Source organism: Paracoccus sediminicola (genome assembly GCF_027912835.1).
Taxonomy (GTDB): domain Bacteria; phylum Pseudomonadota; class Alphaproteobacteria; order Rhodobacterales; family Rhodobacteraceae; genus Paracoccus; species Paracoccus sediminicola.
This window is the reverse complement of the sequence record NZ_CP115768.1, coordinates 45,677-70,804: the sequence shown is the minus strand read 5'-3', so window position 1 is coordinate 70,804 and position 25,128 is coordinate 45,677. Positions and strand designations below refer to the sequence as shown.

The window sequence follows — 25,128 nt, the reverse complement described above, 5'->3', positions numbered from 1 at the left end:
TCGTTCGGCACGGACAAACTTGCCCCGCCATCCCTGATGGCGGGGTTTTTTCGCACAATTTTTCCGTGGATCACCGAGCCGGAAACCAGTGTCTCGTGCGGTTCGCGAATGCGACCAGGGACAGCATCACCGGCACCTCGACCAGCACGCCGACAACGGTCGCCAGCGCCGCGCCCGATCCCAGCCCGAACAGGCTGATCGCCACCGCCACGGCCAGTTCAAAGAAATTCGACGTGCCGATCAGCGCGCAGGGAGCCGCGACGTTGAACGGGATGCGCCATGCCCGCGCCAGCCCGTAAGCGATGAAAAAGATCCCGTAGGACTGGATCAGCAGCGGCACCGCGATCAGCACGATCACCAGCGGTCGGTCAAGGATTACTTCGCCCTGAAACCCGAAAAGCAACACTACCGTGATCAGCAGCCCCAGCACCGAAAAAGGCTGCACCCGCGCCTTGAACGCCTCGACCGCAGCCTCGCCGCCCTGCGAGACGAGACGCTGCCTAGTCAGGTAACCGGCCAGCAGGGGCAGCATTACATATAGCACGACCGAGATCAGCAGCGTGTCCCAAGGCACGGCGATATCGGTCACGCCCAGAAGAAACGCCACGATCGGCGCAAATGCAAAGATCATCACCACGTCGTTCACGCTCACCTGAACCAGCGTATAGGTGGGATCGCCGCGGGTCAGGTTCGACCAGACAAAGACCATCGCCGTGCAGGGCGCGGCCCCGAGCAGAATCACTCCGGCCAGATAGGCCTGCGCGTCATCCGGCGGGATCAGCCCGGCGAACACATGGTTGAAGAAGATCACACCCAGAGCCGCCATGCTGAACGGCTTGATCAGCCAGTTGACCGCAAGGGTCACTGCCAGCCCCTTTGGCTTCTCTCCGATCTGCCGCAGCGCACCGAAATCGACGCCGACCATCATCGGAAACACCATCGCCCAGATCAGCACGGCGACGGGCAGATTGACCGAGGCGATCTCCAGCCCAGCCAGCGCTGAAAAAAGCCCCGGAAACAGGTTGCCCAGCAGGATGCCTGCCGCAATGGCCAGCGCCACCCAAAGCGTCAGGAACCGCTCGAACCGGCCAAGCCCGCCGGGTGCGGGCACGCTCATCTCAGTCAAATCTCGTCCTTGTCTCTGTCGGCGCGGTTCCAGCGCCCTTCATGCCGCGCCCGGGCAGGCGCAAGCAATTTCGTCGATCAGCGGTTGGCACAGCTCGGCCCGCCCACCGCAACAATCCTCGAGCAGGAAGACCAGCAGCCCGCGCAGCCCCTCCATATCCGCGAAATAGCGGATCGAACGCCCCTCGCGGCGGCTATGGATCAGCCGGGCGTTGGACAGCACGGCGAGATTGGCAGACATGGTGTTCTGCCGAACATCCAAAGCCGCCGCGATTTCTCCGGCGGACATGCCTTCCTGCCCCGCTCGGATCAGCAGGCGGAACACATCCAGCCGGGTCGGCTGACCAAGCGCCGCGAAGGCATCTAGAGCGATTTTTTTATCCATATTTCGGGATATATAGATATGATAATGTCGGGTCAATCCCGAAACCAACCCATGCCAGCGACCCGATCAGGTCACAAAGCCTTCTGAGGCATCGGCAACGTCCCGCGATTATACTCGGACCAGTCCTCGATATCGGGATAGAACTGCCGCCGCCATGCCCGCACCCTCGGGTTCATTCGCCGCCGCCACAAAGGCGGGATCATGGCCAGAAACGTCATCCCCGGATAGCCCACCGGCAATTGCGGCGCCTCGTCCTCGCCATAGCTCTGCAACAGAGGAAAGCGGCGATCGGGCTTGTAGTGATGATCTGAATGGCGCTGCAAATTGATGAGCAGCCAGTTCGAGGCAGTATGCGCCGCGTTCCAGCTATGCCGGGGTAGGACATGTTCATAACGTCCCCCGCCGAGATGCCTCCGGCTCAGCCCGTAATGCTCGACATAGTTGGTCAACTCCAACTGCCATATTGCGATAAACGCCTGGAATATTAACAGCATGACTCCCTGCCAGCCGCCAAGGACGAAGGCCAGGATCAGCATGGCAAGCTGCAGCGCGCCATAGCGCCAGAACGGATTGCGCCGGTCGGTCGCCTTGCGCCCGGCCCGTGCCAGAAGGCTCCGCTCGGCCCGCCAGGCGCTACGCGGCGCGTCCCTCAGCACCCGCCAGAAAAACCGGTGAAACCCCTCATTATACCGCGCCGAGACCGCGTCACGCGGTGTTGCCACCCAGGCGTGATGGACCAGCAAATGCTCGGTCCGGAAATGCGAGTACAGCACCGATGCCAGCAGAAGATCGCCCAGCCACCGCTCCCATCCTGGCCGCTGATGCAGCAGCTCATGCGCATAGACGAGCCCCACCGTCCCCGTCGCCACGCCGAGCCCGAAAAACAGGCCCAGCTTCTCCCATCCGCTCAGCCCCGACCGCACGGCATAGAAGATCAGCCCGAAAATCAGACAGAACTGCACCGGAAACCAGATCACCGTGATCGCGCGATACCAGAACAGCTCTGAATCGGGCACGGAGGTATCCGGGTTCTCGCGGTTCAAGCCAAGCGCCGCGTCCAGCCCAGAGACCAGATACCACGCATAGCCCGGCATCAGCACCCACCACCAGCCACCCTGCCACGCGGCCAGAACCGCCAGCGGCACGAGGCCAAGGGACATCCAGAACGGCAGCGCAGAGCGAAGGGAATGCGTCATGGCCCGGACTATAGCCCCGGCGGTCTTGCCGCGAAACCATCCGCGTCGCGCTTCATCCTGACCCAAATATCCCGGGGTCCGGGGCGGCGCCCCGGTCCCCCGGAGGGGCCGGCGGAGGGGATCGGCTCAGCTCCGGACAAGAGCCTCATAGGCATCCGACACATCGCGGGTGATCTGGCCGACCTGGAAGTGATGCTCGCCGATCTGACCGACCGGGGTGATTTCCGCCGCGGTGCCGGTCAGCCAGCATTCGCTGAACTCCGCAAGCTCTTCAGGTCGAATGCGCCGCTCATGGACGACACGGCCGCTGTCTTTCAGCATCGCGATGACGGTCTGCCGGGTGATCCCGTCCAGGAAGCGGTCTGCCAGCGGCGTGTGAATCTCGCCATCCTTCACGAAGAAGATATTCGCGCCGGTTGCCTCGGCGACATATCCTTCCCAGTCATAGAACAGCGCGTCCGAACAACCTTTCGCCTCGGCGGCGTGTTTCGACATGGTGCAGATCATATACAGGCCCGCCGCCTTGGCCGCCGCCGGGATCGTGTCGGGATCGGGGCGCTTCCACGAGCTGATGTCCAGCTTGGCGCCCTGCCATTTCGCATCGCCATAATAGCTGCCCCACTCCCAGGCGGCGATGGCGACGCTGATCGGATTGCGCCGAGCCGAGACGCCCATATCCGGGCCAGAGCCGCGCCATGCAAGGGCGCGGATATAGGCGTTGCTCAGGTCATTCGCCTTCAGCAATGCTGCCTTGGCGGCATCCAGCTCTTCTGCCGAATAGGGCACGGGCATGTCCAATAGCCGGCCGGATTCGATCAGCCGCAGCGAATGCTCATGCCCCTTGAAGATCTTGCCGTCATAGCAGCGCTCGCCCTCGAACACCGACGAGGCATAGTGCAGCCCGTGGGTCAGCACATGAACCTTCGCGTCGCGCCAGTCGAGCAGCTCACCATCCATCCAAATCTTGCCGTCGCGATCATCATATGCGCCGTCCATCGGCACCTCCGCCCTGATTGTCAAATGTTGCGCAAAAAATCCTTATGAGGATCATATATTGCGCTACATCACCGATTTGCTAACGATTGATTCTTGGAAAGTCAACAAGACTGACTTAAAAGCGAAGATGACGACGGCGGAGACATGCATGACGGACCCAGCGATCAAACCCAGCGCCGGACAGGGTGCGGAGAATTTGCTGTTTCTCACGGATGAACAGATCCGGGGCGGGATCGAGGCATTCTTCTTTGCCTACCGCGCCTTCACCTCTGACCCCGACGCGATTCTGGAAGGGCTCGATTACGGTCGCGCCCATCACCGTGCGCTGCATTTCATCGCCCGCAAGCCGGGGCTGACCGTGTCGGATCTGCTGGATATTCTCGGCGTGACGAAGCAATCGCTGAACAGGGTGCTGCGGACGCTGCTGAAGGATGGCCTGGTCGAATCGCGCATCGGGCAGCGGGACCGGCGCGAGCGGCAGCTGTTCTTGAGCGTGCCGGGAACCGAGCTGGAGCAACAGCTGTCCAAGGCGCAGCGGGCGCGGGTCCGCGCCGCCTATCGCGCCGCCGGTCCGCAGGCTGTCGCCGGATTCCGGCAAGTGCTCGAAGCGATGATGGATGAGGCAGGCGCGCGACGTTTCCGCGAAATGCGCAGCGGAGAGGCCGCGGAATGACCGAGGCGGCGCATATTCTCGTCGTCGATGATGATGAACGCATCCGCAAGCTCTTGCGCAAATTTCTCGTCAAGCAGGGCTTCATCGTCTCGGCGGCGACCAGCGCGGAACATGCCCGAAAGATCCTGCGCGGGCTGGAATTCGATCTGATCGTGCTGGATGTGATGATGCCGGGAGAGGACGGCATCGCGCTGACCCGCGACCTTCGCAAGCGGCTCCAGACGCCGATCCTTTTGCTGACCGCGCGCGGCGAGACCGAGGATCGGATCGCCGGGCTGGAGGCCGGGGCAGATGATTATCTGCCCAAGCCTTTCGAGCCACGCGAGTTGTTGTTGCGGATCGGGGCTATCCTGCGCCGTGTGCCGCAGGCGCAGGTGGCCGGGCCGAAATTCATGACGCTCGGTCCGCTGCGCTATGACACGGAACGCGGGCAGCTTTTCGAGGGCGAGGCGCATATTCACCTGACCGGCACCGAGGCGGCGCTGATGCGGCGCCTGGCCGAGACGCCGGGCGAGCCCGTCAGCCGGCTGGATCTGACGCAGGATCTGGGCCGGACCCCCTCCGAGGATGCAGATGGGTCGGACCGCGCCATCGACGTGCAGATCACCCGGCTGCGCCGCAAGATCGAGCCGGACCCGAAAGAGCCGCGCTATCTTCAGACCGTGCGGGGCGCCGGGTATATGCTGATGCCGGATTAGGGGGCGCTGCCCCCGCGGCTGTGCCGCTCCCCCGGGATATTTCTGTCAGGATGAGGGCTAATCGCGCGTGGCGGCGCGGCGGGCATCGGTGATGATATTGGCCTTGAGCTCCATCATCGCAATGCGGCGTTGGAGGGCGCGGCGTTCCTCGGGGTCGTCGATCTGGGCGAGTGCGGCGCGTTTGGCTTCGACATCCTTGCGGATGCGGAATTCCTCGGGGACGAAACCGCCATCCGACATCATCCGGTGCAGCACATCCTCGGGGCGTTCGCGCAGCCGGGCGCGGTCGAGCGGTTTGCCCTCGCCGGCGAGCCCGCAAAGTTCGCCCTTCGCCTCTGCCTCATCCGCGCGGCGGTGGGCGATCCGCTCGAACCAGTGCATCACATCGCCTTGAGCTGCGTCAGCGCGGCGTCGAGCCGGGCAAGATCCTCGTCGAGATCGGCGAGTTTCTGGCGGGTTTCTTCGATCACCTCGAAATCGGCATTCTCGACGAATTTCGGGTTATCGAGCCGCTTGCGCAGCCCATCCGCATCCTTGCGGGTTTTGGCGGCGTTCTTTTCCAGCCGCGCGGTTTCGGCCTCCACGTCGATCACATCGCCGATGGGCAGCGCGAAGGAGGCACCCTGAGCGGGGACCGAGATCATGCCCTTGCCCGCAACACCGTCCCGCGGGGCGTTGACCCGGGCGAGCCGCTCGATCAGCGGGGCGTTGGCAGCAAGCGCAGCGCGGGCGGCCTCATCGGCCTCGGTCACGATCAGGTCGATCCGGGCACCCGCCGGCACGCCCATCTGGGCGCGGGCCGAGCGGATATTCTCGATCAGCTGGATGACCCAGTTCATCTGCCGGTCGGCATCCGCGTCGATCACCTCGCGGCCGAGTTCCGGCCAGTCGCCATGGATCAGCATCCCGTCGCGCTCGCCGGTCAGCGACCAGAGCTCTTCGGTCACGAAGGGCATGATCGGGTGCAGCAGCGCATAGCACTGATCCAGCACCCAGCCCATCGTGGCGCGGGTTTCCTCGGCATATTCGCCGTCAAACAGCGGCTTGGCGAATTCGACATACCAGTCGCAGACCTTGCCCCAGACGAAAGCGTAAAGCCCGTTCGCCGCGTCGTTGAAGCGATAGCTTTCCAGGGCCTCGTCGGTGGCCTGGGTGGCGCGGGCGACCTCGCCGATGATCCAGCGGTTCACCGTATGGCGCGGATTGGGGCGGTCGCCGCCACCGCGCACACCGTTCATCTCGGCGAAGCGGGTGGCGTTCCAGATCTTGGTGACGAAATTGCGGTTGGCCTCGACATGTTTCGGCCCGAGCTTCGGATCGCGGCCCATCGCCGCCATGCTGGTCAGCGTAAAGCGCAGGGCGTCGGCGCCATATTCATCCACGAGCGTCAGCGGGTCGATGACATTGCCCTTGGATTTGGACATCTTCGCGCCTTTCTCATCGCGCACCAGCCCGTGGACATAGACGGTGTGGAACGGCACGTCACCCACCACCTCGAGCTGCATCATCATCATCCGGGCCACCCAGAAGAAGATGATGTCGAAGCCGGTCACCAGCACATCGGTCGGGAAATATTTCCGCATCTCGGGCGTGTCGTCAGGCCAGCCGAGCGTGCCGATGGGCCACAGCCCGGAGGAAAACCAGGTGTCGAGCACATCCGGGTCGCGCCAGACCGGGTAAAGCAGCTTTGTCGGGTCCTGATTGATATTGTATTCGGCCAGGCTTCGGCTGAAGACGTCGATGGCTTCCTCGCGGTCCGAGACCTCGACCACGCGGCTGACCTCCAGCGGTTGCGGCAGACCGGCAATGTCATCGCGGAAGCTGTCGATCACATCCTCGAACCGCGCCGCGGCATGGTGAACCGAGCCGCGATGCACCAGCCCGTCAGCCAGAAGCTCGAGCAGCTCGACCTCGTCGAGCGCGCCGTCGCCTTCGTCATCCGTAAAGCCGCGCACCGCCAAATCCAGCCCGTACCAGACCGGAATCTGATGCCCCCACCAGAGCTGGCGAGAGATCGTCCACGGCTCGATATTCTCCAGCCAGTGCTCATAGACCTTGCGGTGCTGATCGGGCAGGATCCGCGTCCGGCCATCGCGCACGGCGTCGAGCGCCGGGCCGACGATGCGGGCGGTGTCGACGAACCACTGATTGGTCAGCATGGGCTCAATCACCACGCCCGAGCGGTCGCCGAAGGGCTGCATGATCTTCTTGTTCTCGATCACGGGCGCGCCTTCGGCATCGGTCACCGCAAGCCCCTCGGCGGTGATTTCCTCTACCACGCGGCTGCGCGCCTCATAGCGGTCGAGACCGCGCAGATGTTCCGGCACGAGATTCACGTTGGACACATCGCCCACATCCTCTCCCTTCGCGGCACGGGTGGCGATGGCAGCGCTTTCCTCATAGCTTTTGCCGTCGGCGCGCATCGCAGCCTTCGTGTCCATCAGCGCATAGAGCGGGATGTCGTTGCGGGTCGCGACGCCGTAGTCGTTGAAATCATGCGCGCCGGTGATCTTCACCGCGCCCGAGCCGAAATCGGGGTCGGGATATTCATCGGTGATGATCGGGATCAGGCGGCGATGTTCCTTGGGCCCGACCGGGATCTCGCACAGCTTGCCGACAATGGGGGCATAGCGCTTGTCGTCTGGATGCACCGCCACCGCGCCATCGCCCAGCATGGTTTCGGGGCGGGTCGTGGCGATGGAGATATAGTCGCGGGTCTCGCGCAGGGTGACATTGCCGTCCTCGTCGCGCTCGACATATTCATAGGTCTCGCCACCGGCCAGCGGGTATTTGAAGTGCCACATATGGCCGGGCGTGTCGCGGTTCTCGACCTCGAGATCCGAAATTGCCGTCTCGAAATGCGGGTCCCAGTTCACCAGCCGCTTGCCGCGATAGATGATGCCCTTGCTATACAGATCGAGGAATACCCGGATCACTGCATCGTGGAAATTGCCGCCCTCTCCTTCCGGGGCCGAGGGCGCGCCGGACATGGTGAAGGCGTTGCGCGACCAGTCGCAGGACGCGCCGAGCCGCTTGAGCTGGTTGACGATGGTGTCGCCGGATTCCTGTTTCCAGTTCCAGACCTTTTCCACGAAGGCCTCGCGCCCGATTTCGCGGCGCCCTGGCTCTCCGGCTTCGGCCATCTTGCGTTCGACGACCATCTGGGTGGCGATGCCGGCGTGGTCCTGACCGGGCTGCCACAGCACGTCGAAACCGCGCATCCGGTGCCAGCGGGCGAGGATATCGGGCAGGGTATTGTCGAGGGCATGGCCGATATGCAGGCTGCCGGTCACGTTCGGGGGCGGCATCATCATCGCGAAAGTCTCGGCGCCCGGCTGCGCATTGGCCCCGGCGGCAAACGCGTTGCGCTTTTCCCATTCGGCGCTGATGCGGGCTTCGGCACTGGCCGCGTCGAAGGTCTTGTCAATGCTCATCGTGATCCCCTGATCTTTGCCGATGTTCCTATCCCGTCCGGCAGGCAAGGCCAAGACCGGGAACCTCATCCGCTCTGCGCGGGTTGGCCCGCGGGCAGCAGGCGGGAACAGCATGACCGAAACATTCGATTTATCGGGGCTTCGCGTTGCGGTGATCCTCAACCGCAAATCGGGCAGCGGAAATGGCGACGATCTTGCCGCGACGCTGGAAGAGCGGATCGCACCGGCCTGCGACAGCTTCACCCTGCGACGCCCGGAGAGGGGGCAGAACCTTGTGTCTCTCGCCGCCGATACGGCGCGCGAGCATGATGTCGTCATCGCGGTCGGCGGAGACGGGACGCAGGCTGCCGTCGCGCAGGCGCTGGCCGACGCGGACGACGGCACGGTGATGGGGGTGGTCCCCGGCGGCACGTTCAACTATTTCGCCCGCGATCTCGGCGTCGGCGACACACCCGAGGCGGCCATCGACACGCTTCTGAATGCGCGGGTCGAAAACGTCTCGGTCGGGGACATGAATGGCAAGGTCTTTCTCAACAATATCAGCCTCGGCGCCTATCCCGAAATTCTCGAGCGCCGCGAATCCTTCTATAAGCGGTGGGGACGGCGGCGCGTTCTGGCCTATTGGGCGGCGCTGCGCACGCTGATGGATCTGCGCCACCCGCTGCATCTCACCGCGGTGGTGGACGGCGAAAAGCGCGAGTTCCGCACCGCGCTCGCCTTTGTCGCACAAAGCGAGACGCAGCTTGAAAGCTTCGGGCTGGAGGGCGCGGATGATGTGCGCCGCGACAAGCTGCCGCTCTTTGTGGCCAAGGCAGAGCGCGCCTGGCCGCTGATCGGGGCGGCGCTGCGGCTTGCCCTGGGACAGATGTCGCGCGGCGAGGATTTCGAGCTCATCGTCTCAGATCACTTCATCATCAATACCGACCGTCCGACCCGCCACGTCGCCCATGATGGCGAGCGATCCCGCGTCCCGGCCCCGCTCGAGCTGTCGATCCGCAGAGACGCGCTTAGGGTTCTGGTCCCTGCCAGCCCAACGGGGTCATGATGCGCCTCGCCTTGCTGTCAGACCTGCATATCGGGATGCATCGCGCCGCGCTTGTCGAGCCAATGCTTGAGGCGATTGCAAGGGCGAGGCCGGATCACATCGTCGTCGCGGGCGATCTCGTGCAGCGGGCGCGGCGCGAGCTGTTCGACGAGGCCGGGATGTTGCTGAGCCGGACCGGGCTGCCCTGGCTTTGCGTGCCCGGAAATCACGACATTCCGCTGATGAATCTGCCGGGGCGTCTGTTCTGGCCGTTCCGCGCCTATCAGCGCGCGGTGCCCGGCCCGCGAGAACCCCTGCTGGAGCTGCCGGGCTTGAAGATCATCGGGGTGAATTCGACCTTCCCCTATCGCTGGCGGAACGGGCGGATCACCGGGCGGCAGATCGACCGGGTGCGGCACCTGTCGCGCAGCGGGCCGGTAATGGTGGTGCAGCACCACCCGATCAGCCTGCTGCCGGGAGAGACGAAAGAGTTGATGCTCAATGCCGAGGCGGCCTTGTCCGCCTATGAGGAGGCCGGGGTGTCGCTGGTGCTGACCGGGCATCTGCACCAGTTCAACACGGCGATCTCGGATTCGGGCATGACCCAGATTCATGCGGGATCGGCGCTGTGCGACCGTTCCGAAGACCCGCCGAACGAATTCGCCCTGCTGGATGTGGAAAGCAATTCCTTCGCCCTGACGCGGATGATCGCTCCGAAGGGTGGTGGGGAGTTTCTTGCCCAACCGCCGATGAAGCTGCCGAAGCGGCGCTGACCCGACCCGTGACGCGGCGCTCAGTTCAGCCCGAGCACATCCATCATGTCATACTCGCCGGGCCCCTTGTCCTGACCCCAGATCGCCGCGCGCAGAGCGCCGCGCGCGAATATGGCCCGGTCAGTGGCCAGATGGCGCAGAACCACCCGCTCGCCCTCGCCCGCGAAGATCACGTCGTGCTCGCCCACCACGTCGCCGCCGCGAATGGCCGAGAACCCGATGCTGCCGGCCTTGCGTTCGCCGGTGATCCCCTCGCGCGCCGGCGTCCGCAGATCTTCCAGCGACGCGCCCCGCCCTTCGGCGGCAGCCTCGCCCAGCATCAGTGCGGTGCCCGAGGGCGCATCGACCTTGTGGCGGTGATGTGCCTCGACCACCTCGATATCCCAATCCTCGCCGAGCGCCGCCGCGACCCTGCGCGTCAAACCCATCAGCAGATTGACCCCGAGGCTCATATTGCCCGCCCGGATGATCGGCGCATGGCGGGCGGCGCGCGACAGGGCACCCAGATCCCCGGCTGACAGCCCCGTCGTGCCGATCACATGGACCGCACGCGCCTGAGCCGTCAGCTCGGCAAAACCGACCGTCGCCTCGGGCGTGGTGAAGTCGATCACGGCCTGCGCCTTGGCGATCGCGCTCACCGCATCATCGGTGACCAGCACGCCATTGGCCTGCCCGCCCATCGCCTCGCCCAGATCCTGCCCGATCCAGTCGCTGTCCCTGCGCTCAATCGCGCCGACCAGACGCACATCGTCCGACGCGCTGACCACCCGGACCAGCATCTGACCCATGCGCCCCGAGACCCCCGTGATCACCACTCCCGGCTTTTCCATGCCCATCTCCTTCCGCTTTCCCCTTCGCTTAGTCCATTGCGGGCCGGCCCCCAAGCCCCTACATCTGCGGCCATGGCACAGAACCGCTTTCATACCGGCCCCGGTCCGTCGCAGCGCCAGCTTCGCGTGGGCGAGCTGATCCGTCATCGCCTTTCCGAGCTGCTGCTGCGGGCCGAGGTGCACGACCCCGATCTGAACCGCCACTCGATCACCGTGGCAGAGGTGCGCACGTCGCCCGATCTCAAGGTGGCAACCGCCTTCGTCATGCCGCTTGGCGGGCACGAGGAAGAGGCCGCTCTCGAAGCCCTTCGCCGCAATGCGCGCGAGCTGCGCCATCTGGTCGCCAAAGGGCTGAACCTGAAATACGCGCCGGAGCTGCGCTTCCGCCTGGACGAGACCTTCGACCGGATGGACGACACGCGCCGGATCTTCGCCGATGAGCGGGTGCGCCGCGATGTCGAAGCCGGGCAGGACGATGACGAATTGGACTAGGCTGCTCTGCCGGCTGGGCGTGGCGGCGGGCGGGCTGATGGCGCTGACCATTCAGGCCGCGGCCGCCGAATGCGGTCGGATGGAGCATGACGGTCAAAGTTATTCGCTTTGCACGATCACCGCCGATGAAGAACCGCGTCTCGGGCTCTGGATCGACGATGCCGAGGGTAACAAGCTGCGCAACTTCAGCAATCTGCGCGCCGCGCTGCCCGCCGGCCGCGATCTGGTCTTTGCGATGAATGCCGGCATGTTTCATTCCGACTATGAACCGGTCGGCTTCTACAAATCCGATGGAGAGACGCGCGGTCAGCTCGTGACCGGGGGCGGCGGCGGGAATTTCGGCCTCTTGCCCAACGGTGTGTTCTGCACCGGCGGCGCGCAGCCTTTCGCCGTGATCGAATCGCGCGCTTTCGCTGAGAAACAGCCGCAATGCCGCCTTGCCACTCAGTCCGGGCCGATGCTGGTCATCGATGGCGAGCTGCATCCGCGTTTCCTTGTCGACTCGGACAGTCTCTATGTGCGCAATGGCGTGGGCGTATCGGCGGATGGTCAGACCGCCTGGTTCGCGATTTCCGATCGCCCGGTGAATTTCCACAGCTTCGGACGGCTGTTCCGCGACGGTTTGGGGGCGCGAAACGCGCTGTATTTCGACGGCTCGATCTCGCGGCTGCACGCGCCGTCGCTGAACCGTTCGGATTTCGGCTGGCCGATGGGTCCGATCATCGGGCTGGTTGACGAGGGCTGAACCCGGCGCTATGCGCGCAGGCTCCTGACAGAGGTGCGATATGGCACGCAAAAAGGGTCGCGATATTTCCGGCTGGCTGATCGTCGACAAACCCGCAGGGGTCGGCTCGACCGATGTGGTCGGCCGCGTCCGCTGGGCGCTCGACGCGAAAAAGGCCGGACATGCGGGGACGCTGGACCCGGATGCGACCGGAGTTCTGGCGGTCGCCCTGGGAGAGGCTACGAAGACCGTGCCGCTGCTGACCGAGGCGCTGAAGGCATATGATTTCACGGTGAACTGGGGCGCGGAGACGACCACGGACGATGCCTCTGGCGCGGTTGTGGAAACATCGGATCAGCGCCCCGCCAGCGACACAATTCGCGCTGCCCTGCCCGGCTTCACAGGCGAGATCATGCAGGTGCCTCCGGCGTTTTCCGCAGTGAAGGTCGATGGCGCACGGGCCTATGATCTCGCCCGCGACGGCGACGCGCCCGAGCTTCAGCCGCGTCCGCTCTATGTCGATGAGCTGTCGCTGATCGAGGCGCGCGAGGATGACGCGGATCTGCATATGGTCTGCGGCAAGGGCGGCTATGTCCGCGCAATCGCCCGCGATCTTGGGCGCGAGCTGGGTTGTCTCGGCCATGTCGCGACGCTGCGCCGGGTCTGGTCAGGCCCTTTCGAGGTCGCGGATGCGGTGCCGTTCGACCTGATCGACCGCGACAATCAGGCAGAGATCGAGACGCGTCTGCTGCCGATCCAATCTGCCCTCGCCGAGCTGCCCGAACTGCGCGCGACCGAGCAGGGCGCGATCCGCATCCGCAACGGCAATGCCGGTCAGGTGCTCGCCACCGCCCAGTTCGGAGAGACGGTCTGGGTCAGCCATGCCGGGCAGGCGCTTTGCATCGGCCGCTATCTGGGCGGCGAGGTGCAGCCCGACCGGGTGTTCAAGCTGTGAGCGCCGCTGTCCAGATCCGCCGGGAACGTTCCGGCGACGAGGCCGCTATCTTGGCACTCACAACCACAGCTTTTGAAACGGCGGCGCATAGCGACGGCACCGAGGCACAGATCGTCGAAGCCCTGCGCAAGGCAGATGCGCTGAGCCTGTCGCTTGTCGCCGCCGAGGGTGGGGCTCTCGTCGGACATATCGCCTTCTCGCCGGTCATGATCGGGGGCGCCGATTACCGCTGGGTCGGGCTCGGCCCGGTTTCGGTTGCGCCGCGGCATCAAGGTAACGGGATTGGTGCGGCGCTGATCCGCGACGGCCTTTCGCGTATGCGAGGGTCGGGCGCGCAGGGCTGCGTGGTGCTGGGCGAGCCGGGCTATTACGCGCGGTTCGGCTTTCAGGCGAACCCGGCGCTGACTCTGCCCGGCGTGCCGCCCGAATATTTCATGGCGCTGAGCTTCGAAGATTCCATCCCAAAAGGCGAAGTAGCATATCACCCGGCTTTCGGATCAATCTGATCCAGGCGGGGCCGCGGTCCAAATCCGGCCACCCGTCGGACAGGCCGCGCTGCGGGGCGGCGGCAGCAACACACCCGCCAACGGGGTAAGAACTTTTCGATAAGCTCTGCGTGGGAAAGCGTCTTCGGTTCTCTTAAAGATCCAGCGTCACGCCTCCGGCCCGCCGCGCGCCGCGGAAAGGGCCGTCCCCCGCCGCGTCGATGCGGGCGATGCCGGACTCTATATCCTCATGGATGACCCGCATTTTCCACGCAGTGGCATGGATCATCCGCCCGTCACCGCAGGCCATGGCGACATGGCCGGGCCAGAACAGAAGATCGCCGCGCTCGATCCGCTCCACCTGCTGAAATGCCGCCTCTTGCATATCGGCATCACCGGGACAGGCGATCCCGCAGCCATGCAGCGCCGCCTGCACCAGTCCCGAGCAGTCGATACCCGCGCGCGAATTGCCACCCCAGAGATAGGGAGTCCCGATCAGCGCCTCGGCCAGGTCAACCGGATCCGCCGCGAAGGCGTCGCCGATCCCCTGCACCGGAACCCACCCGCCTGTCGCGAGCCGCGCGAAACGACCCTGCGTTTCGACCACCGAGATCCGCGCATTCATCGACAACCAGCCGGTCTCGCGCTGCTTCATGTCCGGGACCGGATAAATATGCGTCGCCGGGGCGCTGACGCGGTGGGTGATCGCGGGCATCTCGACGCTCAGATCGCATTCGAAGACCCAGCCACAATACCCATCGCGCCCGGCCTGAACGAAGGCCCACCCGTCGCGCCGCTCGATCACCGTGACATCGGCGCCGAAATTCAACTGCCGGTCGCGTGCGCCATCGGGTTGCGCCAGCAATTCGGCCAGCGGGACGGCCACACGCGCGGCTTCGCCTTCGGTGTAATCCGGCCGCTCGATCCGCCCGCGCCAGGAAGCGAGCGCCACGCGATCGGTCGCCGGGGTCGCGCGCCGGTCGCTCATTTCAGCAGCGCGGGCAGCGCGCCAAGCAGCGCCCGCGCGCCCTGCTGTACGCCGCCCTTCGTGCGACCCGGCGCGGCAGAGAGTTGCCAGCCGTAAATATCGAAATGGGCATAGCGCCCCGCCCCCTCGGCAAAGCGGCGCAGGAACAGCGCGGCGGTGATCGATCCGGCCATGCCGCCCGCCGGTGCATTGTCGAGATCGGCAATGCCCGGCTCGATCATCTCTTCATAGGGTTCCCAGAACGGCATCCGCCAGACCGGGTCCCAGAGATCCTGCCCGGCCTGCTGGATGGCCTGCGCCGCCGCATCGTCATCGCAATAGAACGGCGGAATGTCGGGGCCGAGCGCCACCCGCGCCGCGCCGGTCAGCGTCGCCATCGAGACCAGCCAGTCGGGCCGGTCCTCGGCGGCATAGGCCATCGCATCGGCCAGGACCAGCCGTCCCTCGGCATCGGTGTTGTTGATCTCGACCGTGAGCCCCTTGCGCGAGGTCAGTATATCGCCGGGGCGCATCGCGTTGCCAGATATGGCATTTTCCACCGCCGGGATCAGCACGCGCAGACGCATTTCCCGCGTCGCCCCAGTTTCCGCCAGCATCTGTGCCAGACCCAGCACCGTCGCGGCTCCGCCCATATCCTTCTTCATCAGCTTCATACCGGCGGCGGGCTTGATGTCGAGACCGCCCGTGTCGAAGCAGACCCCCTTGCCCACCAGCGTCAGCACCGGCCCGGTTTCGCCTAGAGTCAGCTCGATCAGGCGGGGCGCCTGTGCAGCGGCGCGACCGACGGCATGGATCAAGGGGAAATTCCGTTCGCGCAGCGCCTCGCCCGCGATGACCTCGATACCGAAACCGTGTCGCGCGGCCATGTCGCGCGCCGCGGCTTCGAGCGCTTCCGGCCCCATGTCATTGGCCGGCGTGTTGATGAGATCGCGGGTCAGAAACTCGGCCTCGGCCATGGCAATCAGCCGCGCTGCATCCACGCCTTCGGGCGCGACGAGCCGTGCCTTCGCGCCTTCGGCCTTGCGATAGCGGCCAAAGCCGTATTGCGCCAGCAACCAGCCGAGAGCCGCCTCGGAAGGGTCGACATTCTCCGGCCAGCTTTCGATCCGCCAGTCACCCTCGGGCAATGCCGAGGCAGCTTTTGCCAGCGCGAAACGCTGTCGCGCCGGTCGCGCGGTGTTCGGACCGATCCCGACCAGCGCCCCGCCGAGCCCGCCCGCGCCATCCGGCAGCAGACAGATCTGACCCTGCTTACCGCTGAAGCCACTGGCCGATGCCCAGCTTCGCGCATCGGCATCGAGCCCCTCTGGCAGGGAATCACGCACCAGCCAGATCGGGCGGGCGGTGTGCGCATCTGCGGCAAATTCGGCGGTCATCTTCGTCCCTTTCGCTTCTGCGGCTGAGCATGTCACCCCGGCCATTCCCCCGCAAGCCGCGGCGGTCGGCTGACCGTGACTGCCCCGCTGGCCGAGGGGCAGACCGCCCGAAATTCAGTTGCAGCAATGAAGCTCGGCCCCGGCCCGATCACACCCGGTCCCAGATCTCGGTCAATGAGCGGTTCGCCACCCGAATCGCACGCGCCAAGGTCGCGGTCAGCGGGACCCGGTCTTCGTGCCGCGCGCATTGCGCCACATCAGATGCCACCGCCGCCAGCGACACCAGCCCGACCTGCCAGGCGAGCCGCGAAAGCCTGTCCGCCTGCGCCACGATCGCCGGCCCGTCCCCCGCCGTCGCGGCGGCCTGCAAGGCGGTGACGGCAAGCGCCATCTGTTCGAGCGCCATTTGGATGATGCCGTCGGCAGCGACCTGCCCCAACTCGTCGACGATGCTCTGCACGCGCGCCGTATCGACGCGGATATCTTCGGCCAGCCCGAGGGCCGCAATGTTACCCATCACTCACACTCCACACCTTCGTGTCCCCACACGGACATGCAGACTGGCAGCGGGCTGTTACGATTTCCTTACGCGCCCCGGCAAAAATCGCTCGAATTGCGCGCAATACCGGCCTATCAACGGGCCGGAACCAAGGAAAAGACGATGCATAACGCCAAGCTCCTGCCGCATTATCTCGTCAGCCGCTATACGGGCTGGCGCGCCACCACATTCGACGAAAACCGCGCCTGGTATGCGCGTCTGGCCGAGGACGGCCAGCGGCCGCGCGGGATGATCATCTCCTGTTGCGATTCGCGGGTGCATGTCACCTCGATCTTCGGGGCCGATAGCGGCGAGTTCTTCATTCACCGCAATATCGCCAATCTGGTGCCGCCCTACACGCCGGACGGTCAGCAGCATGGCACCTCGGCGGCGGTTGAATATGCGGTCACCGCGCTCAAGGTCGCCCATGTCATCGTGATGGGCCACACCAATTGCGGCGGCGTCGCGGGCTGCCACGCCATGTGTTCCGGCAAGGCGCCCGAGCTTGAAGAGGAATCCAGCTTCGTCGGCCGTTGGATGGATATCCTGCGCCCCGGCTATGACCGCGTGGCCGATCTGCCCGAGGCGGAACAGGTCCCGGCGCTCGAACGCGAGGCGGTGATGGTCTCGCTGGAAAACCTGATGGGCTTCCCTTTCGTGCGAGAGGCGGTCGAAAGCGGACGCATGCAGTTGCACGGGCTGATCCATGACATCGCGGACGGCACGCTGTTCCAGTTCGACGGCACCAAGGGCGAGTTCGTGCGCGTGTGATGCGCAGATTCACCGCCGGGATCTGGGTTCTGATACTGGGCTATACGCTCAGCCAGTTCTACCGCGCCTTCATGGCCGTGCTCAGCCCGGTTCTGCGGACCGAGCTCGGGGCCTCACCCGGCGATCTGGCGGTGTCATCGGGCATCTGGTTCTTCTGCTTCGCGGCGATGCAGATCCCGGTGGGCGGCTGGCTTGACCGCTTCGGGCCCCGTCGCACCGCCTCATCACTGATGCTTGTCGCCGCACTGGGCGCGTCGGTCTTTGCGTTGGCTCAGGCGCCCTGGCATCTTCACGTCGCGATGGGGCTGATCGGCATCGGCTGTTCGCCGGCGCTGATGTCGGCCTATTTCATCTTCGCCCGCAATTTTTCGGCGCGCGAATTCGGCACGCTGGCCGGAGCCTTCGTCGCTGTCGGCTCGCTTGGCAATATCCTCTCGGCCTCGCCGATGGAGGCGTTTGCCACCGCGGTCGGCTGGCGCGTGGCCACCTGGACACTGGTCGGAATATCACTGGCTGTCGCCGTGTCGGAGTTCGCCATGGTCCGCGACCCCGACCGGCTTGACGACAGCCATCCAGAAGGGCGTCTCGGCGATCTCTTCCGGCTGCGCGCGCTGTGGTTCATCCTGCCGCTCTTCTCGGTTAACTACGCAGCCTCAGCGGCAATCCGGGGGCTTTGGGCGGGGCCATATCTTCAAGAGGTCTATGCCGTTGACAGCAGCATGATCGGCTATGCCACGCTGCTCATGGGGCTGGCGATGATCGTCGGCAACTCTCTGGCGGGGCCGCTTGTCGGGCTGGTCGGATCGGTCCGCCGCACCATTCTGATGGGCACCGCAGCCACCGTCCTCGTGATCGCCGCGCTGTGGCAATTGACCGATGTCAGCCTTGCCGTGTCGGTTGCGCTGCTGACCCTGGTCGGCCTTTCCGGCGCGTCCTATGTGCTGCTGATCGCCCATGGCCGCGCCTTCCTGCCGGCCCATCTCGTCGGGCGCGGCGTGACCTTTCTGAACATGTTCTCGATCGGCGGCACCGGACTTCTGCAATTCGCCTCACGCCCGGTTTACCAATGGTCGTCCGCCACTCACCCGCCCAGTGAGGCCTATTCGATACTCTTCCTGTTCTTCACTGTCCCGCTTGCGCTAGGCTTGCTCCTGTATTTCCTCACACCGGAGTCACCGGATGACTGAGCCGACCGAGATCGAGGTCGTCGCCCCCAACCTCAAGCGCCGCCTCTCGGGCGTGACCGCAACCGTGGTGCGGCTGATCCCGGTGCAGGCGCGCATGATCGGCATCCGCGCCACCGGGCCGGGCCTGCCGCCCGAACTGCCGCATATTCCGCTGAGCCGCGCCGCCACCCTGCCCCGCAACCGCTGGCGGGTCTGGCATGCGCGGCGGAATACGGAAATGGCGCTCGGGCTGATCTTCCGCCGGATCCTTCGACGGCGCTATCGGCTGCTGTTCACTTCGGCGGCGCAGCGCGATCACAGCGGCTTCACGAAATGGCTGATCCGCCAGCAGGACGCGCTGATCGCCACATCGCCACAGGCGGCCTCATATCTGGAACGGGAGGCGACGGTGATCCTGCACGGGGTCGACACCGAAACCTTCCGCCCCTCCGAAGACCGCGCCGCGCTCCGCCGCGCGCTGGGGTTCAGCCCGGACGCAGTGCTGATCGGCTGTTTCGGGCGGGTCCGGGCGCAGAAAGGCGTTGATCTTCTGGTCCGCGCCGCGCTGCGCCTGTTTCCCGAGCGGCCCGAGGCGCAGCTTGTCTTTACCGGGCGCATCACCCCGGACAACGCGGAATTTGCCGACGGGTTGAAGGCCGAAATCGCCGCCGCGGGGCTGTCCGACCGCATCCGCTTTCTGGGCGAGCTGCCCTGGGCCGAGGTGGTCCGCCATTACCAGGCGCTTGACCTCTTTGCGGCGCCCGCGCGGTGGGAGGGGTTCGGCCTGACCCCGCTCGAAGCTATGGCCTGCGCTGTCCCGGCGGTGGCGGCGCGGGTGGGCGCCTACGAAACGCTGATCCGCGATGGAGAGACCGGTTCGCTGGTGCCGCCGGATGATCTGGACGCACTGACCGAGGCGCTGCGCCGCTGGCTCGACGACGCCGGTGCGCGCAACGCGGCCGGTGCTGCCGCGCGCGCTCATGTGACGCGGAACCACGCCATCGAAGGCGAGGCAGAGGCCATCGTCGCGATCTACCGCAAGCTGCTCTCATGACGCCGCTGCGCTTCCACGCCGCGCGGCTGTTGCGCAACGAAGCGATGCTGCGGCGGCTCTCGGTGCCTCAGGCAGAGCTGCTGGCGGCGGCAGAGGGCAGGAGCGTCGCGCTTGTCGGCAATGCTCGCGCCTTGGCCGAGGGGAGACAGGGGGCCGAGATCGACGCGCATGATCTGGTGGTGCGGATTAACCTTGCACCGATGCCCGGGTCGGAAAGCCATGGCACGCGCACCGACTGGCTGGGTCTCGCCACGCGGCTGAGCCGGGCAGAGCGGACACGGATCGCGCCCAAGCGGATCCTGTGGATGTCGCATAAGCGCAAGCGGCTCGACTGGCGCAGCGCCCATTCGCCCGGCTTTTATCTGCACCCGCTCGCCGACTACAAGGCGCTGAAAGAGACCCTTGCCGCCCCGCCCACGACCGGCGCGATGCTGATCGAACTTCTGCTGCGCTCTGGCCTCGCGCGTCTGGACCTTTACGGCTTCGATTTCTTCGCATCGCAGTCGCTCTCGGGTCGCCGCAGCGCCGAGCAGGTTCCCCATGATTTCGGCAGCGAAGCGGAATGGGTCGAGACGCTGATCCGCGAGGACGGAAGGTTGCGGCTCAATAAAGTCACGTAAGTTATCGCCGGCAGGCACGAAATCCGCGACCGCGGAAAAGCTTGTCCGCTTGTATCCGCAGCAACCACGGCGAGAAGCTGAATCCTCTCTCGTCGCCGAAAACCGGCAGGATCACTTGAGCACGGCGTCACAGGGGCGGGTCATGAGTGCCGACCACCGCTCATCGGCGCGATCACCTCCCCGCGACGTGTCTGAGCTGAGGGCGGGCGGCGCGTCTGAGGATAACCCCCGAAACAACTGATCCTTTAGAAAAAATCTCGCCGAAGGGCACAGTTCAGCCGGCCTGCCGATCAACTCCGCAAGACGCCTCCGGTCGCCTTCGCAACCTTCTCTACAATCTTCGCAGAAACGGCCTCGATCTCCGCATCGGTCAGGGTCTTGTCGCGCGGTTGCAGCCTTGCGGTGATGGCAACGGATTTCTTGCCCGCCCCCATCTGCGCCTCGGCCTTCTCGCCGGCGAACTGGTCGAAGACCCGCACGCTTTCGATCAGAGCCTTGTCGGCGCCCGTGGCGGCGTTGACAAGCTTCAGCGCCTCGACATCGGCATCTACGACAAAGGCAAAGTCGCGCTCGACCGCTTGCAGCGACGAAGCGTTAAGCGCAGGGCGCGTCGTGGCCGTCGATTTCGGCAGCGGCACATTCGGGATATATATGGTGAACGCCACAGCCGGGCCCTTCACATCCATCCCGCGCAGAACCTTGGGGTGCAGCTCGCCAAACGTCCCCAGACGGTTTGGGCCAAGCTGGATATTGCCCGCGCGGCCCGGATGCCACCAGCCATCAAGCTTGCGGTCGATCTGGACCTTCGACGGTGCGCCGATCGCCGACAGCACCGCTTCGGCATCCGCCTTGGCATCATAGATATCGACCGGGCGGCGCGAGCCATAAGCGTCGCGGGGCGCCGATGCCCCGACGAGAAGCCCGGTCAGCCGCAGCGCCTGATCGCCCGGCTCGCCACCCGAGAAAACCGGCCCGCATTCGAACAGCGCCAGATCCGCGAAGCCCCGCGCCTGATTGCGCGCCGCGGCTGCCAGCAGGCCGGGCAGCAGATCGGGACGCAGATGGGTCATCTCCGAGCTGATCGGATTTTCCAGCCGCACCGCGTCATTGCCGCCGCCAAACAGCGCCGCCGAGGCCTGATCGATGAAGCTGTAGGTCACACATTCGTTATAGCCCAGGGCCGCTGCCATCCGACGCGCCGCGCCCTCGCGCCGCTGCAACGGCGTGAGTATCGGCTGCGGCACGCCGGGCCGGGGCCGCGCCATCGGTGTGCCGACCAGCCGGGTCAGGCTGGCGATGCGCGCGACCTCCTCGATCAGATCGGCCTCGCCCTGCACATCGGGCCGCCAGCTTGGGACATGGGCCATGTCGCCCTCCATCCGGAAGCCGAGCGCGTCGAGCGTCTGGCGCTGCACGTCGGGGTCGATCTCCATCCCGACAAGGCTGACCACGCGATCCGTGTCCAGCCGGTAGGCGCGGCTGTGATCGGGAACCTCGCCCGCGATCACAGGCCCCGACGGCTCGCCGCCGCAGATGTCCAGGACCATTCGCGTGGCCAGATCCAAGCCGGTGAGCGTGAACTCCGGGTCGATCCCGCGTTCGAAACGATAGCGGGCATCGGAATTGATCTTCAGCGCCCGCCCCGTTGCCGCCGTGCTGATCGGATCGAAATAGGCGGCCTCGATGAACACATCTGTCGTGTCCTCCTGCGAGCCGGAGGCCGCGCCACCCATGATTCCGGCAATGGATTCCACGCCATTCTCGTCACAGATCACCACTGCGCCCTCTGGCAGGGTGTATTCCTTGTCATCCAACGCCAAGAGCGTTTCACCGGGCTTCGCGGCACGCAAATGCAGATCGCCCGACACCCTTGCCGCGTCGAAGACATGCAGCGGCCGATTGAGGTCATAGGTGAAATAATTGGTGATATCGACGAGCGCGTTGATGGGCCGCAACCCGATGGCACGCAGCCGTTTCTGCATCCAGTCCGGAGACGGACCGTTCTTCACCCCGCGCAGCATCCGGCCCGAGAAAAAGGGCGCCTTCTCCGCGATCTCGGGCGCGATGGTCACGTTGATGGGGCTGGCGAAACTGCCCTCGATATGTGCCTCTGCCAGCGGCTTAAGCGAACCGAGCCCCCGCGCCGCCAGATCCCGCGCGATGCCGCGCACGCCGAGCGCATCGGGCCGGTTCGGGGTAATCGCGATGTCGAAAACCGGGTCCACCTTGTCGGGGCTGTTTTCGGCCAGCCAGTCGGTGAAACGCTGCCCGACCTCGCCCGAGGGAAGCTCGATGATGCCGTCATGCTCATCCGAAAGCTCCAGCTCGCGTTCCGAGGCCATCATGCCGTGGCTCTCGACGCCGCGGATCTTGCCGACGCTCAGCGTGGTGTCGATGCCGGGGACGTAGTCGCCGGGTTTCGCGAGCACCCCGATCAGCCCGGCCTTGGCATTCGGCGCACCGCAGACGATCTGTTTCTCGCCCTCATCCGTTTCGACCCGCAGAACCCGAAGCCGGTCGGCATCGGGATGCTGCTCGGCGGCGACGACCTTCGCGATGGTAAAGCCCGAGAGTTTCGCGGTCGGATCGATGATCTCTTCAACCTCGAGCCCGAGATCGGTCAGGACCCGCCCGATTTCCTCGACGGAGGCGTCGGTTTCCAGATGGTCCTTCAGCCAGGACAGCGTGAATTTCATGGCGCACCTTGAATGATATGCGCCCGCCCCCGGAAGGGAACGGGCGTCTTCTCACGTCTTGAACCTTTCGCAGGCCGGGGCGTCAACCCCCGCGGCCTCGAGATGGATCCGGTTCGGCTCAACTCCGGGGATCGTTCTCCAGATACTCTCTGGTGAGCATGACAACCACCGGTGACAGCGCGATCAAAGAGATCAGGTTCGGGATCGCCATCAGCGCGTTCAGCGTGTCCGCCACCAGCCAGGCGAAGTCCAGCGTGACCACCGTCCCGATGAAGACCGCGATGGTCCAGCAGATGCGGAAGGGCATCGCTGCCTTGGTGCCGAACAGAAACTCCCAGCAACGCTCGCCATAGAACGCCCAGCCGAGGATGGTCGTGAAGGCGAAGACCGACAAAAGCAGCGCAAGAAGTTCTTCCCCGATGCCGGGCAGCGCCGATTCGAAGGCTGCCGCCGAAAGCGCCGCGCCCGATTCACCCGATGTCCAGACGCCCGTCACCATGATTGCAAGCGCCGTCATGGTGCAGATGATGAGCGTGTCGATGAAGGTGCCCATCATGCCGATCATGCCGGAATAGACCGGGTCCTTGGTGCGGCCGGCCGCCTGCGCGATACCTGCGGTACCAAGCCCGGCCTCGTTCGAAAAGATGCCGCGCGCCACGCCAAAGCGAATCCCGTGCATGACCGCTGCGCCGGCAAAGCCGCCGACCGCCGAGGTCGGGCTGAAGGCCGAGGTGATGATGGTCATCAGCGCACCCGGCAGCGCGGTCACGTTCAGCAGAAGCACGATCAGCACAGCGACGACATAGATCACCGCCATGGCCGGGATCAGCTTTTCGGCCACCGCGCCGATCCGCTTGATGCCGCCCAGGATCACCGCCCCGGTCAGCGCCGCGATCACCACGCCGGTGATCCAGCCGGGCAGACCGAACGCCGTGCCCATCGCCTCGGAGATGGAGTTCGACTGCACCATATTGCCGATCCCGAACCCGGCGAGCCCGCCGAAGATCGCGAAGGCGGCGGCCAGCCAGCCCCAGCCTTTCCCGAGCCCGTTCTTGATCGCATACATCGGGCCGCCGGCATGTTCGCCCTTGTCGTCAACCTCGCGATACCGCACCGCGACGACCACCTCGGCGTATTTGGTTGCCATGCCGACGAAGGCGGTCATCCACATCCAGAACACGGCGCCCGGCCCGCCAAGCGCGATTGCCGTGGCGACCCCGGCGATATTCCCGGTCCCGATCGTCGCCGAGAGCGTCGTCATCAGCGCCGCAAAAGGCGTGATCTCGCCGTCGCCGATATCATCCGGCACCCGGCTCTTGCGGACCATCCTCAGCCCGTAACCGATCTTCCGGATCGGCATGAATCCCAGCCGGATCTGCAGAAACAGACCCGTGCCCAGGATCAGCACGATCATCGGCACACCCCAGACGATGCCATTGATCCAGCCGACGAAATTGTTGATGGCTTCCATCGCCGTCCCTCCTCTTTTTCTTTTGTTTTGAGGGATGAACGCCGGCTTGTCGAGAGTTCTGTTGACCTTATTCGCGTTAGGGTTGATTTACCAAACCGCTTCGCCAACGGTCACTCGGCTGGCCGGGGCGCGTGAAAACTATCCCGTAAACACACCCACCGTCGCGAAAACCGCACCCGCCCCAAGCCAGAACGGCTTGTTCCGCCGCGCCAGCCAGCCAAGCGCGAGGCATGGCACAGCCAGAAACCACGCCCAGTTCCGGGCCATCCCCGGCCCCGCACCGGCCACCCAGTCAGGCGACAGAACCGCCAGAAAGAAGCCGAGAATCGCCAGAAACCCGAAATAACATGACGCCGCGAGACCGATCTCCAGCACGCGGCGCTCGGTGTCTTCGTTGTTCCAGCGATGGCTGCGCCGCAGATGCCCGCGCGACAGCGCCATCAGCGTCACCGCCCAGAAAGTGACCGCCGCGATACCCAGCACCGGAAGCAAAAATGCCCCGGTCACGGCGCTTGCCGCATGTCCGCCCGCACTGTCCATCCGCGCCGCATCAACCAGGCCAAACAGGCTGATCGACGCCATGAACGCCGTCGCATACATGGTCAGAGTCATTGTCCTGGTCATAGGGGCCCTCTGGCTTGGAACGATTGAAGCACTT

General features: G+C 65.2%; 25 protein-coding genes. 12 read left to right on the top strand and 13 right to left on the bottom strand.

Annotation, left to right across the window (positions count from 1 at the left end; genetic code table 11):
* Window positions 1-70: 70 nt before the first annotated feature.
* From arsB to PAF18_RS00295, 4 genes are all read right to left on the bottom strand, one after another.
* Window positions 71-1,117 (bottom strand): ACR3 family arsenite efflux transporter, encoded by a 1,047-nt coding sequence (gene arsB, locus PAF18_RS00310; RefSeq protein WP_434802265.1) that lies wholly within the window; start codon window positions 1,115-1,117, stop codon window positions 71-73.
* A 48-nt stretch (window positions 1,118-1,165) separates the two neighbouring features.
* Window positions 1,166-1,510 carry an ArsR/SmtB family transcription factor gene (locus PAF18_RS00305; protein WP_271116656.1) on the bottom strand — a complete coding sequence of 115 codons (345 nt, stop codon included), beginning with the start codon at window positions 1,508-1,510 and terminating at the stop codon, window positions 1,166-1,168.
* Window positions 1,511-1,581: 71 nt separating this feature from the next.
* Window positions 1,582-2,706, bottom strand: coding sequence for an alkane 1-monooxygenase (locus tag PAF18_RS00300; RefSeq protein WP_271116655.1), 1,125 nt, complete (start codon window positions 2,704-2,706; stop codon window positions 1,582-1,584).
* A gap of 126 nt (window positions 2,707-2,832) precedes the next feature.
* The gene (locus PAF18_RS00295; protein WP_271116654.1) at window positions 2,833-3,702 is read right to left on the bottom strand and encodes a branched-chain amino acid aminotransferase; all 870 of its coding nucleotides are present in this window, start codon (window positions 3,700-3,702) and stop codon (window positions 2,833-2,835) included.
* Window positions 3,703-3,850: 148 nt separating this feature from the next.
* Here PAF18_RS00295 and PAF18_RS00290 point away from each other — a divergent pair, with 148 nt between their 5' ends.
* Both PAF18_RS00290 and PAF18_RS00285 read left to right on the top strand, forming a co-directional pair.
* Window positions 3,851-4,375 carry a MarR family winged helix-turn-helix transcriptional regulator gene (locus PAF18_RS00290; protein WP_271118162.1) on the top strand — a complete coding sequence of 175 codons (525 nt, stop codon included), beginning with the start codon at window positions 3,851-3,853 and terminating at the stop codon, window positions 4,373-4,375.
* A complete protein-coding gene (locus PAF18_RS00285) occupies window positions 4,372-5,073 on the top strand; it encodes a response regulator (protein ID WP_271116653.1) in 702 nt (233 codons plus the stop codon). The genes PAF18_RS00290 and PAF18_RS00285 overlap by 4 nt, the downstream gene beginning before the upstream one ends.
* 57 nt (window positions 5,074-5,130) lie before the next feature.
* Here PAF18_RS00285 and PAF18_RS00280 read toward each other — a convergent pair whose 3' ends face one another.
* Window positions 5,131-5,454, bottom strand: coding sequence for a DnaJ family domain-containing protein (locus PAF18_RS00280; protein ID WP_271116652.1), 324 nt, complete (start codon window positions 5,452-5,454; stop codon window positions 5,131-5,133).
* Window positions 5,454-8,507 (bottom strand): valine--tRNA ligase, encoded by a 3,054-nt coding sequence (locus PAF18_RS00275; RefSeq protein WP_271116651.1) that lies wholly within the window; start codon window positions 8,505-8,507, stop codon window positions 5,454-5,456. The genes PAF18_RS00280 and PAF18_RS00275 overlap by 1 nt, the downstream gene beginning before the upstream one ends.
* Before the next feature lie 112 nt (window positions 8,508-8,619).
* Here PAF18_RS00275 and PAF18_RS00270 point away from each other — a divergent pair, with 112 nt between their 5' ends.
* Both PAF18_RS00270 and PAF18_RS00265 read left to right on the top strand, forming a co-directional pair.
* Window positions 8,620-9,552 (top strand): diacylglycerol/lipid kinase family protein, encoded by a 933-nt coding sequence (locus PAF18_RS00270; protein ID WP_271116650.1) that lies wholly within the window; start codon window positions 8,620-8,622, stop codon window positions 9,550-9,552.
* Window positions 9,549-10,304 carry a metallophosphoesterase family protein gene (locus PAF18_RS00265; RefSeq protein WP_271116649.1) on the top strand — a complete coding sequence of 252 codons (756 nt, stop codon included), beginning with the start codon at window positions 9,549-9,551 and terminating at the stop codon, window positions 10,302-10,304. Before PAF18_RS00270 ends, PAF18_RS00265 begins: the two co-directional genes overlap by 4 nt.
* Window positions 10,305-10,324: 20 nt before the next feature.
* Here the strand turns inward: PAF18_RS00265 and dapB are convergent, their stop codons facing one another.
* Entirely contained in the window at window positions 10,325-11,134 is an 810-nt protein-coding gene (gene dapB / locus PAF18_RS00260) for a 4-hydroxy-tetrahydrodipicolinate reductase (protein ID WP_271116648.1), read from the bottom strand.
* A gap of 72 nt (window positions 11,135-11,206) precedes the next feature.
* Here dapB and rbfA point away from each other — a divergent pair, with 72 nt between their 5' ends.
* Genes rbfA through PAF18_RS00240 form a run of 4 tightly spaced genes read left to right on the top strand, consistent with a single transcriptional unit; the run spans window position 11,207 to window position 13,811 of the window.
* Window positions 11,207-11,626 (top strand): 30S ribosome-binding factor RbfA, encoded by a 420-nt coding sequence (gene rbfA / locus PAF18_RS00255; RefSeq protein WP_271116647.1) that lies wholly within the window; start codon window positions 11,207-11,209, stop codon window positions 11,624-11,626.
* Complete coding sequence (locus PAF18_RS00250) at window positions 11,610-12,371, top strand: phosphodiester glycosidase family protein (protein WP_434802230.1); 762 nt, start codon at window positions 11,610-11,612, stop codon at window positions 12,369-12,371. The genes rbfA and PAF18_RS00250 overlap by 17 nt, the downstream gene beginning before the upstream one ends.
* Before the next feature lie 40 nt (window positions 12,372-12,411).
* Window positions 12,412-13,305, top strand: a complete 894-nt coding sequence (gene truB, locus PAF18_RS00245) for a tRNA pseudouridine(55) synthase TruB (protein ID WP_271116646.1) — start codon at window positions 12,412-12,414, stop codon at window positions 13,303-13,305.
* Window positions 13,302-13,811 carry a GNAT family N-acetyltransferase gene (locus PAF18_RS00240; protein ID WP_271116645.1) on the top strand — a complete coding sequence of 170 codons (510 nt, stop codon included), beginning with the start codon at window positions 13,302-13,304 and terminating at the stop codon, window positions 13,809-13,811. Before truB ends, PAF18_RS00240 begins: the two co-directional genes overlap by 4 nt.
* A 133-nt stretch (window positions 13,812-13,944) precedes the next feature.
* On the opposite strand, the gene PAF18_RS00235 is transcribed toward PAF18_RS00240, so the two are convergent.
* From PAF18_RS00235 to PAF18_RS00225, 3 genes are all read right to left on the bottom strand, one after another.
* On the bottom strand, window positions 13,945-14,778 hold the full coding sequence (locus tag PAF18_RS00235; RefSeq protein ID WP_271116644.1) for a C40 family peptidase: 834 nt from the start codon (window positions 14,776-14,778) through the stop codon (window positions 13,945-13,947).
* Complete coding sequence (locus tag PAF18_RS00230; protein ID WP_271116643.1) at window positions 14,775-16,154, bottom strand: leucyl aminopeptidase family protein; 1,380 nt, start codon at window positions 16,152-16,154, stop codon at window positions 14,775-14,777. Before PAF18_RS00230 ends, PAF18_RS00235 begins: the two co-directional genes overlap by 4 nt.
* A gap of 148 nt (window positions 16,155-16,302) precedes the next feature.
* A complete protein-coding gene (locus PAF18_RS00225; RefSeq protein WP_271116642.1) occupies window positions 16,303-16,671 on the bottom strand; it encodes a hypothetical protein in 369 nt (122 codons plus the stop codon).
* A 144-nt stretch (window positions 16,672-16,815) separates the two neighbouring features.
* Here PAF18_RS00225 and PAF18_RS00220 point away from each other — a divergent pair, with 144 nt between their 5' ends.
* The 4 genes from PAF18_RS00220 to PAF18_RS00205 are packed head-to-tail and all read left to right on the top strand — an operon-like array spanning window position 16,816 to window position 20,303.
* A complete protein-coding gene (locus PAF18_RS00220) occupies window positions 16,816-17,463 on the top strand; it encodes a carbonic anhydrase (protein ID WP_271116641.1) in 648 nt (215 codons plus the stop codon).
* Complete coding sequence (locus PAF18_RS00215; RefSeq protein WP_271116640.1) at window positions 17,463-18,650, top strand: MFS transporter; 1,188 nt, start codon at window positions 17,463-17,465, stop codon at window positions 18,648-18,650. The genes PAF18_RS00220 and PAF18_RS00215 overlap by 1 nt, the downstream gene beginning before the upstream one ends.
* Window positions 18,643-19,683 (top strand): glycosyltransferase family 4 protein, encoded by a 1,041-nt coding sequence (locus tag PAF18_RS00210; RefSeq protein WP_271116639.1) that lies wholly within the window; start codon window positions 18,643-18,645, stop codon window positions 19,681-19,683. The genes PAF18_RS00215 and PAF18_RS00210 overlap by 8 nt, the downstream gene beginning before the upstream one ends.
* Window positions 19,680-20,303 carry a glycosyltransferase family 29 protein gene (locus PAF18_RS00205; protein WP_271116638.1) on the top strand — a complete coding sequence of 208 codons (624 nt, stop codon included), beginning with the start codon at window positions 19,680-19,682 and terminating at the stop codon, window positions 20,301-20,303. The genes PAF18_RS00210 and PAF18_RS00205 overlap by 4 nt, the downstream gene beginning before the upstream one ends.
* A 290-nt stretch (window positions 20,304-20,593) precedes the next feature.
* Here the strand turns inward: PAF18_RS00205 and pheT are convergent, their stop codons facing one another.
* From pheT to PAF18_RS00190, 3 genes are all read right to left on the bottom strand, one after another.
* Complete coding sequence (gene pheT / locus PAF18_RS00200; RefSeq protein ID WP_271116637.1) at window positions 20,594-22,999, bottom strand: phenylalanine--tRNA ligase subunit beta; 2,406 nt, start codon at window positions 22,997-22,999, stop codon at window positions 20,594-20,596.
* A 118-nt stretch (window positions 23,000-23,117) separates the two neighbouring features.
* Window positions 23,118-24,470, bottom strand: coding sequence for an alanine/glycine:cation symporter family protein (locus PAF18_RS00195; RefSeq protein WP_271116636.1), 1,353 nt, complete (start codon window positions 24,468-24,470; stop codon window positions 23,118-23,120).
* A gap of 138 nt (window positions 24,471-24,608) precedes the next feature.
* A complete protein-coding gene (locus PAF18_RS00190; protein ID WP_271116635.1) occupies window positions 24,609-25,094 on the bottom strand; it encodes a hypothetical protein in 486 nt (161 codons plus the stop codon).
* Window positions 25,095-25,128 lie beyond the last annotated feature (34 nt).

Coding starts and splice junctions, on each gene's coding strand:
- PAF18_RS00285 (WP_271116653.1), top strand. CDS start 4,372: ATGACCGAGGCGGCGCATATTCTCGTCGTCGATGATGATGAACGCATC.
- PAF18_RS00235 (WP_271116644.1), bottom strand. CDS start 14,778: ATGAGCGACCGGCGCGCGACCCCGGCGACCGATCGCGTGGCGCTCGCT.
- PAF18_RS00190 (WP_271116635.1), bottom strand. CDS start 25,094: ATGACCAGGACAATGACTCTGACCATGTATGCGACGGCGTTCATGGCG.
- PAF18_RS00270 (WP_271116650.1), top strand. CDS start 8,620: ATGACCGAAACATTCGATTTATCGGGGCTTCGCGTTGCGGTGATCCTC.
- PAF18_RS00210 (WP_271116639.1), top strand. CDS start 18,643: ATGACTGAGCCGACCGAGATCGAGGTCGTCGCCCCCAACCTCAAGCGC.
- PAF18_RS00205 (WP_271116638.1), top strand. CDS start 19,680: ATGACGCCGCTGCGCTTCCACGCCGCGCGGCTGTTGCGCAACGAAGCG.
- dapB (WP_271116648.1), bottom strand. CDS start 11,134: ATGGAAAAGCCGGGAGTGGTGATCACGGGGGTCTCGGGGCGCATGGGT.
- PAF18_RS00195 (WP_271116636.1), bottom strand. CDS start 24,470: ATGGAAGCCATCAACAATTTCGTCGGCTGGATCAATGGCATCGTCTGG.
- rbfA (WP_271116647.1), top strand. CDS start 11,207: ATGGCACAGAACCGCTTTCATACCGGCCCCGGTCCGTCGCAGCGCCAG.
- PAF18_RS00215 (WP_271116640.1), top strand. CDS start 17,463: ATGCGCAGATTCACCGCCGGGATCTGGGTTCTGATACTGGGCTATACG.
- PAF18_RS00220 (WP_271116641.1), top strand. CDS start 16,816: ATGCATAACGCCAAGCTCCTGCCGCATTATCTCGTCAGCCGCTATACG.
- PAF18_RS00265 (WP_271116649.1), top strand. CDS start 9,549: ATGATGCGCCTCGCCTTGCTGTCAGACCTGCATATCGGGATGCATCGC.
- arsB (WP_434802265.1), bottom strand. CDS start 1,117: ATGAGCGTGCCCGCACCCGGCGGGCTTGGCCGGTTCGAGCGGTTCCTG.
- PAF18_RS00295 (WP_271116654.1), bottom strand. CDS start 3,702: ATGGACGGCGCATATGATGATCGCGACGGCAAGATTTGGATGGATGGT.
- PAF18_RS00250 (WP_434802230.1), top strand. CDS start 11,610: ATGACGAATTGGACTAGGCTGCTCTGCCGGCTGGGCGTGGCGGCGGGC.
- PAF18_RS00305 (WP_271116656.1), bottom strand. CDS start 1,510: ATGGATAAAAAAATCGCTCTAGATGCCTTCGCGGCGCTTGGTCAGCCG.
- PAF18_RS00230 (WP_271116643.1), bottom strand. CDS start 16,154: ATGACCGCCGAATTTGCCGCAGATGCGCACACCGCCCGCCCGATCTGG.
- PAF18_RS00280 (WP_271116652.1), bottom strand. CDS start 5,454: ATGCACTGGTTCGAGCGGATCGCCCACCGCCGCGCGGATGAGGCAGAG.
- PAF18_RS00225 (WP_271116642.1), bottom strand. CDS start 16,671: ATGGGTAACATTGCGGCCCTCGGGCTGGCCGAAGATATCCGCGTCGAT.
- pheT (WP_271116637.1), bottom strand. CDS start 22,999: ATGAAATTCACGCTGTCCTGGCTGAAGGACCATCTGGAAACCGACGCC.
- PAF18_RS00275 (WP_271116651.1), bottom strand. CDS start 8,507: ATGAGCATTGACAAGACCTTCGACGCGGCCAGTGCCGAAGCCCGCATC.
- PAF18_RS00300 (WP_271116655.1), bottom strand. CDS start 2,706: ATGACGCATTCCCTTCGCTCTGCGCTGCCGTTCTGGATGTCCCTTGGC.
- PAF18_RS00290 (WP_271118162.1), top strand. CDS start 3,851: ATGACGGACCCAGCGATCAAACCCAGCGCCGGACAGGGTGCGGAGAAT.
- truB (WP_271116646.1), top strand. CDS start 12,412: ATGGCACGCAAAAAGGGTCGCGATATTTCCGGCTGGCTGATCGTCGAC.